The sequence below is a fragment of the Burkholderia sp. AU30198 genome, from assembly GCF_020419825.1.
Taxonomy (GTDB): domain Bacteria; phylum Pseudomonadota; class Gammaproteobacteria; order Burkholderiales; family Burkholderiaceae; genus Burkholderia.
Genome location: NZ_JAIZSA010000031.1, coordinates 34,670 through 40,669, shown reverse-complemented (window position 1 = coordinate 40,669; position 6,000 = coordinate 34,670). Strand labels below are relative to the sequence as shown.

Genomic DNA, 6,000 nt, shown 5'->3' with positions numbered 1-6,000 from the left:
CACCTTGGCTTCGGTCTTCAGCTTCTCGACCAGCGTCTTCACGTCCGGCACCTTCACGCCGGCTGCGCGCTTCGGCGGCTCGACCACCTTCAGCGTCTTCAGACGCGGCGCGACGTCCACGCCCAGGTCTTCCGGCTTCACGGTTTCCAGCGGCTTCTTCTTCGCCTTCATGATGTTCGGCAGCGTCACGTAGCGCGGCTCGTTCAGACGCAGGTCGGTGGTGATCACCGCCGGCAGCGTCAGCGACAGCGTTTCCGCGCCGCCGTCGACTTCGCGAGCGACCGTTGCCTTGCCGTCGGCCACCGTCACCTTCGACGCGAACGTCGCTTGCGGCAGGCCTGCCAGCGCGGCCAGCATCTGGCCCGTCTGGTTCGAATCGTCGTCGATCGCCTGCTTGCCGAGGATCACCAGTTGCGGCTGTTCCTTGTCGACCAGCGCCTTCAGGATCTTCGCGACACCCAGCGGCTCGACGCCATCGGTCGACTCGACGAGGATCGCGCGATCCGCGCCGATCGCCAGCGCCGTGCGCAGCGTTTCCTGCGCTTGCGCAACACCCACCGACACGGCGATCACTTCGGTAGCCACGCCCGCTTCCTTCAGGCGAACCGCTTCTTCAACCGCGATTTCGTCGAACGGGTTCATCGACATCTTCACGTTCGCAATGTCGACACCCGTGTTGTCCGACTTCACGCGGACCTTCACGTTGTAGTCGACGACACGTTTGACTGCCACCAGAATTCGCACCTGCTATCTCCTTGGCCGCCCATACGATGTGCCGCCTGTTTGCGACAGACACGCTCACGCTTTGGGCTTGATTGAATGCGCTTATGAAAATGGCATTTGAACCCGTCGCCGAGGGTTGCGCAAATATTCGATCTCACTGCCGGCCATAGGATGAACCTATGTCGAGCGCTCACCTCGAAGCGACCCGGCGGGCATCCCCGGAGCACTGAGTGATCGTTCGCGCAGTACCGCGAGCAATGCACGGTCGTGCCACTCGATCCGGTGTATCCCCTCGATGAATTGCGCGCGACGGTCATTCGAATCGGTGACATACCGGCCGATCCACGTCACGGAGTCGACGATCTCCGTGACCACCGCGAACTGCGCAGGCGCCGGACTGCCAAGTTCCCATTCGCCCGCCTGTTTGGTTGAAAGCCGGTGATGCGGCAGCGCTGCCGCACGCGGCGACAGCCACGAGATGCCCGATCCGCGGCAACCGAATGTCTGTCCCGCAAAAAATCGATCAACTGGTTTCGTCTGGCCACTACTGCGATCTCTATTAAGACGACATAACGAGTCCGCGGAAATTCCGTTCAACTACCGTGCGCGCATATGCCTATAAATTTCGACGGAGATCTTGTAGCCGCCGAAATTATGACTCTGGAAAATTCTGGAACAACCATGACAACGCCAATGTAGGTGCTCGTTTCCGCATCGAGTGAGTCTTTCCAATTTTCTTCGCAGACACCCGTCGAGCCGCCAGGCCTCATGGACTCGATTTTCGGCAGGGGCACCGTCGATCGGCCCGCTGTTTAGCAAGGCAAGCTAAAAATTTTCGTCAAACATTCACGCCATCTGCAAGTTTTCAAAGTCGGCAAAAATCCTTGAGAAAGTACAATCAAAATGATGTTTTTCCTGCCATAAAACGCCAACTTTTATCTCAAACCACCCCGCCAATCACCCATCTGCATTTTTCTCAAAAATCATTACAAAAAATTACCAGGTAATACCGATTTAAATATACGATAGCGCACGTCCTTACGTTTCCCCGACACCTTCCGTGAACGCCGGAACGCGTCGCACCGGAAACAGCCTGCACGCCGACTCGGTAGCCGCTCGCACAGGATCGCTTTTCAACCGGAGACCTCCCATGGCAACGAACACGCCCGTGAGCAGCAGCGCGAACGCGAGCAGCCTGATGCAAGAGGCCGCGCAATCGATCATCAACGGCTCGACCGGCAATCCGTCGATGGACGTCGGCACGCTCGTCAAGACGCTGGTGAACGCGAAAACGGCCGGCCGGGCCGCGGCGCTTGCCGCGTCGCAGACAACCGGCACCACGCATATTTCCGCGTTCGGCGCGCTGTCGTCCGCACTGGGGGCGCTCGAGGCGGGCCTCACGTCGCTGACGAACGGCGGGCTGCAGTCGACGTTCACCGCAGTTGCGAGCGGCAAGGGCCTGAGCGCAACGACCAGCGCGGGGGCGGTCGCCGGCATCTACACGGTCGGCGTCACGCAGATCGCGACCGCGCAGGCGCTGGCTTCGTCGGGCGTCGACGGGAGCAAGGCGCTCGGCACCGGCACGCTGACCCTATCGCTCGGCAGCCAGTCGTTCAAGGTCGACGTCAACCGCTCGAACAACACGCTGCCAGGCATCGCGGCCGCGATCAACGCCGCGCAGAACAACCCGGGCATCAGCGCGACGGTCATCAACGGCACCGACGGCGCGCACCTCGTGCTCGCGTCGACCAAGACGGGCTCGGCGAACGCGATCAGCGTCGCGGTCGGCAACGTGGCCGACGACAAGGGGCTGTCGAGCCTCGGCGTCACGTCGACGGCCGACACGTCCGGCGGCGCGTCGACGATCCAGTCGGCGAACAGCGCGGCCGCATGGCGGCAGAGCACCGTCGCGCAGGATGCGAAGTTCACGCTCAACGGCATCGCGTCGACGAGCGCCAGCAATGCGGTGTCGGGTGTGCTGAACGGCATCACACTGAACCTGGCGGCGGCCGCGGTCAGCGCGACCGATACGCAGACGCTGACGGTCAGTCCCGATACGAAATCGCAGGCAACGACGATCACGAATTTCGTGAACCTGTACAACACCGCCGTCAAGACGATGGGCACGCTGTCGAGCTTCACGGCAGGGGCGAGCTCGCAGGGCGTGCTGCTCGGTGATTCGACGCTGAACACGATCCGCAACTCGCTCGCGTCGGTCGTCGCGCGCGGCGTCGCCAACGGGAGCGGCCACGGGCACACCAACCTGATGTCGATCGGCATCTCGCTCGAGAAGGACGGCACGCTGAAGCTCGACAGCGCGAAGCTCGACGTTGCGCTGACCGCCAACCCGTCGGGCGTCGCGCACCTGTTCAACCCGAAAAACGGGATAGGCACGCGCATGGCCGAGCAGATCGCCCCCTTCACGAAGAAGGGCGGATTGATCGACGTGCGCACGAACGCGCTGGGCGCCGACCTGAAGCGCGTCACGCAGCAGCAGTCGGATCTGGCCGACTATGCGTCGCAACTGACTAAGCAGTACCAGGCGCAATTCACGGCGCTCAACGCGCTGATGGCCAAAATGAACTCGAACACGCAGTACCTGACGCGGCTGTTCGGCGGCGCCAACAGTAACGGCACGCTGGCGAACAAGGGATGAGCGTCCGGGCCGTCCGATGATCGCTCGATCCTCGTCGAGTCGAACGACAGCGTCGAGCTGCTGTCCGTCGCGACAATCCTGAAGCCGCTGGTCGACAAGGCGCAGCCGCATCGTGGCGGCGGCCGCCGTGCGACGGCTCGACCGGCTCGACCGGCTCGCGCCGCCGCGCACGGCGTCGCGCCTCGACACATCGTTCACGCACGACGGTCGGCAACCGCGCGTCGCCGGGCGTCTTTCCCCGGTTCACGCAAGCACGGCGGCGGCCTGCCCGCGGGTCGGCAGATGCGGGGGGCCGTCAGCCGAGACCTTCGACGCGATCGGCGAACAAGTCGATCGCACGCGACACCTGACGCCCGAAATAACCGGGCCGCTCGCGCTCGTATGCGCGCAGCAGCGACGTGCATTCACGCTCCGCCCAGCGCCACACGGGGCCCTGTTTCGCGAATACCGGATGATCGTGCAGTTCGGCCGGTACCGTGTGTTCGTCGTCCCAGCCCCAGAAATACGCCTGGTACGCACGCGCGAACGGCATCCCCAGATTGTTCGCCACGGTCTCGTCGTGGCGCAGCGTGAAATCGACGATTTCCTTGCGCGCGCGGCCGCCGATATCGTCGTGACGCGCCTCGATCCAGCAGTGATATCTCGCCAGTTGCGACAGATGCCGCGCGGTACGGCGCCGCTCGCGTGTCGTGCACAGCGCATACAGGTTGCCGCCGCCGAAATCCAGCACTTCCCCGCCCGCGAACGGCCGGTAAGGTTGGCCGGTCAGCAGCGTCAGCACCCGCGCACCGACGATCGCGTAGTCGGCACATCGCATGTAGCCATTGCGCGTCGTCGCTTCCGACACGCTCCGGTGGACGACCTCATCGATCACGGCGTGCAGCACCGCATCAACCGGTACCGCCAGGATCGGCGGCTGGCTTGTCGTCGTTACGTGTTGCATGGGAAACGGATGCGGACTCAACGGTTCATCGGTAAAAAACGCTCCGCGGCATAATATTACGAATCGTTACACGAACGGCGAGGCGGTTTGATCAGATTTGTGTGCTTTTGTCGTCCGACGTGAACATGCGCCGGTCAGCCGGTCAGCCGGTCAGCCGGTGGCGGTGGCGGTGGCGGTGGCGGTGGCGGTGGCGGTGGCGGTGGCGGATCGCAACACGTCGACGGAACGCGTGGCGGATTGCGGATTGCGGGCGGCTCGATGGCGCGATGGGATGGATGAAGTCCGGAGCGTGCGTCGGTGTCGTGTCGGCGGCACGCCGTCACGACGATGGGGGCAACACCAATGCGATCGGACGCCCGGCCGAGCAGGCCTCGTTCGATGCGCTCGAGCACGGCGCATCGGGCCCGGTCATGCCGCCCTGCCCGCATTGCGCACGCGGGAATCGGCCGCACCGCCGGCGCAGGCGCGCGCGGTGCAAAAAGCATGAAGACGGGCCGGGCGGCTTTGGCCGTCCCGCCCGCTCGTCACTGCATCATGTCGACCGGCAGCGTCTTGTCGAGACTGTCATGCCACGCCAGGATGGTCTTCGGCACGCTTTTCTTCCACGCCGGCACGTTCGTGTAATAGCGCATCCGGACGTTGCTCTGCGCGTCGAACACGAGCAGCCCGATCCACAAATCGTTGCCGCGGCGCATCACGATCGCTGCGTTCGTCGTCGCGATGCCACGCACCCAGTACTTCGTCACGTGCGTGTTGAGCCCGTCGAGATCCTTTTCTTCGGCGCCGTAATTGACGATGTCGACGAGCGTCTGATAATCGGCACCGAGCAGCTTGTGTGCGGTCGCGTTCTGCTGCGCATTGGCCAGCACGGCCAGACTCACGAGATCCGCGGGCGGTTTCGCTTGTGCCTGTGCCGCCGTCACGTAGTCGCCCGAGTAGACGACGCCCGCACCGGCGCCGCAATCGCCATCGTCGCCGTGCTGGGTAACCTGCACGCGCGCGCCCTTGCGGCTGAAATCGAGCCGGCATTGATCGTGCCGGAACGTGCCGCTGTTGCCGTGCAGTTCGATATCGCCGCCAAGCTCGCCGGTGTTCGCGCCGTTGTTGCCGCTCAGTTCGAAATGAAGGCGCGTCGCCGTGCCGGTGAACGTCAGCATGCCGTCGAACGACGGGTTGTCGCTGTCGCGATACCACGTCTGCTGCCAGCGGTCGGCGGCCAGCGGCGTGCCGTTCAGGCTCGCGAGCCGTTCGCGGTAGCGGTCACCGAGGCACTGCTCGTCGCCGCCGCACTGATCGCGCTGCTTGAGCCACTTCAATTGCGCGGCCTTCAGCGCAGCCGTGTCGCCGCCCTTCGCGAGCGCCTTCTTCCACGCCGCCGCCAGTTCGCCGTCGAGCTTCGACAGCGGCGCATCCGCGCAGATCGTCTTCTCGGTGGGCGACGCGGCTTTCGCGCAGTCGAAGCCGGCCGCGTAGGTGGCCAGCGGCAGCAACAGCGGCAGCAGCGCGGCTGCCGCGCGCAGGAATGGCATGTTCAACTTGATCGCCCCATTTCAATAAGATCCGTACAAAAGAAACACTCGATCCCCCCAAACGCGCTCACGTACCACGCGCCCCGCGAGCGCGCCCGCCCAGCGCTCATGCGGATGCGGCAAACGGCAACGTCATGTACGCCACCCGA

General features: G+C 64.1%; 4 protein-coding genes. 1 reads left to right on the top strand and 3 read right to left on the bottom strand.

Annotated elements, in window-relative coordinates:
• On the bottom strand, positions 1-744 hold a 744-nt coding region (locus LGN19_RS37915; RefSeq protein WP_226220069.1), incomplete at its 3' end, for an electron transfer flavoprotein subunit beta/FixA family protein.
• Between the two features lie 1,129 nt (positions 745-1,873).
• Between LGN19_RS37915 and fliD the strand changes: the two genes are divergently transcribed.
• Entirely contained in the window at positions 1,874-3,379 is a 1,506-nt protein-coding gene (fliD, locus tag LGN19_RS37910; protein WP_226220068.1) for a flagellar filament capping protein FliD, read from the top strand.
• Positions 3,380-3,674: 295 nt separating this feature from the next.
• Here the strand turns inward: fliD and LGN19_RS37900 are convergent, their stop codons facing one another.
• Together LGN19_RS37900 and LGN19_RS37895 are read right to left on the bottom strand one after the other, a co-directional pair.
• A complete protein-coding gene (locus LGN19_RS37900) occupies positions 3,675-4,322 on the bottom strand; it encodes a hypothetical protein (RefSeq protein ID WP_226220067.1) in 648 nt (215 codons plus the stop codon).
• A gap of 524 nt (positions 4,323-4,846) precedes the next feature.
• Positions 4,847-5,851 (bottom strand): lysozyme inhibitor LprI family protein, encoded by a 1,005-nt coding sequence (locus LGN19_RS37895; RefSeq protein WP_226220066.1) that lies wholly within the window; start codon positions 5,849-5,851, stop codon positions 4,847-4,849.
• Positions 5,852-6,000 lie beyond the last annotated feature (149 nt).

What these genes read in the sequence shown, in the direction of transcription:
- LGN19_RS37895 (WP_226220066.1), bottom strand. Translation starts at nt 5,851, where the DNA reads ATGCCATTCCTGCGCGCGGCAGCCGCGCTGCTGCCGCTGTTGCTGCCG.
- LGN19_RS37900 (WP_226220067.1), bottom strand. Translation starts at nt 4,322, where the DNA reads ATGCAACACGTAACGACGACAAGCCAGCCGCCGATCCTGGCGGTACCG.
- fliD (WP_226220068.1), top strand. Translation starts at nt 1,874, where the DNA reads ATGGCAACGAACACGCCCGTGAGCAGCAGCGCGAACGCGAGCAGCCTG.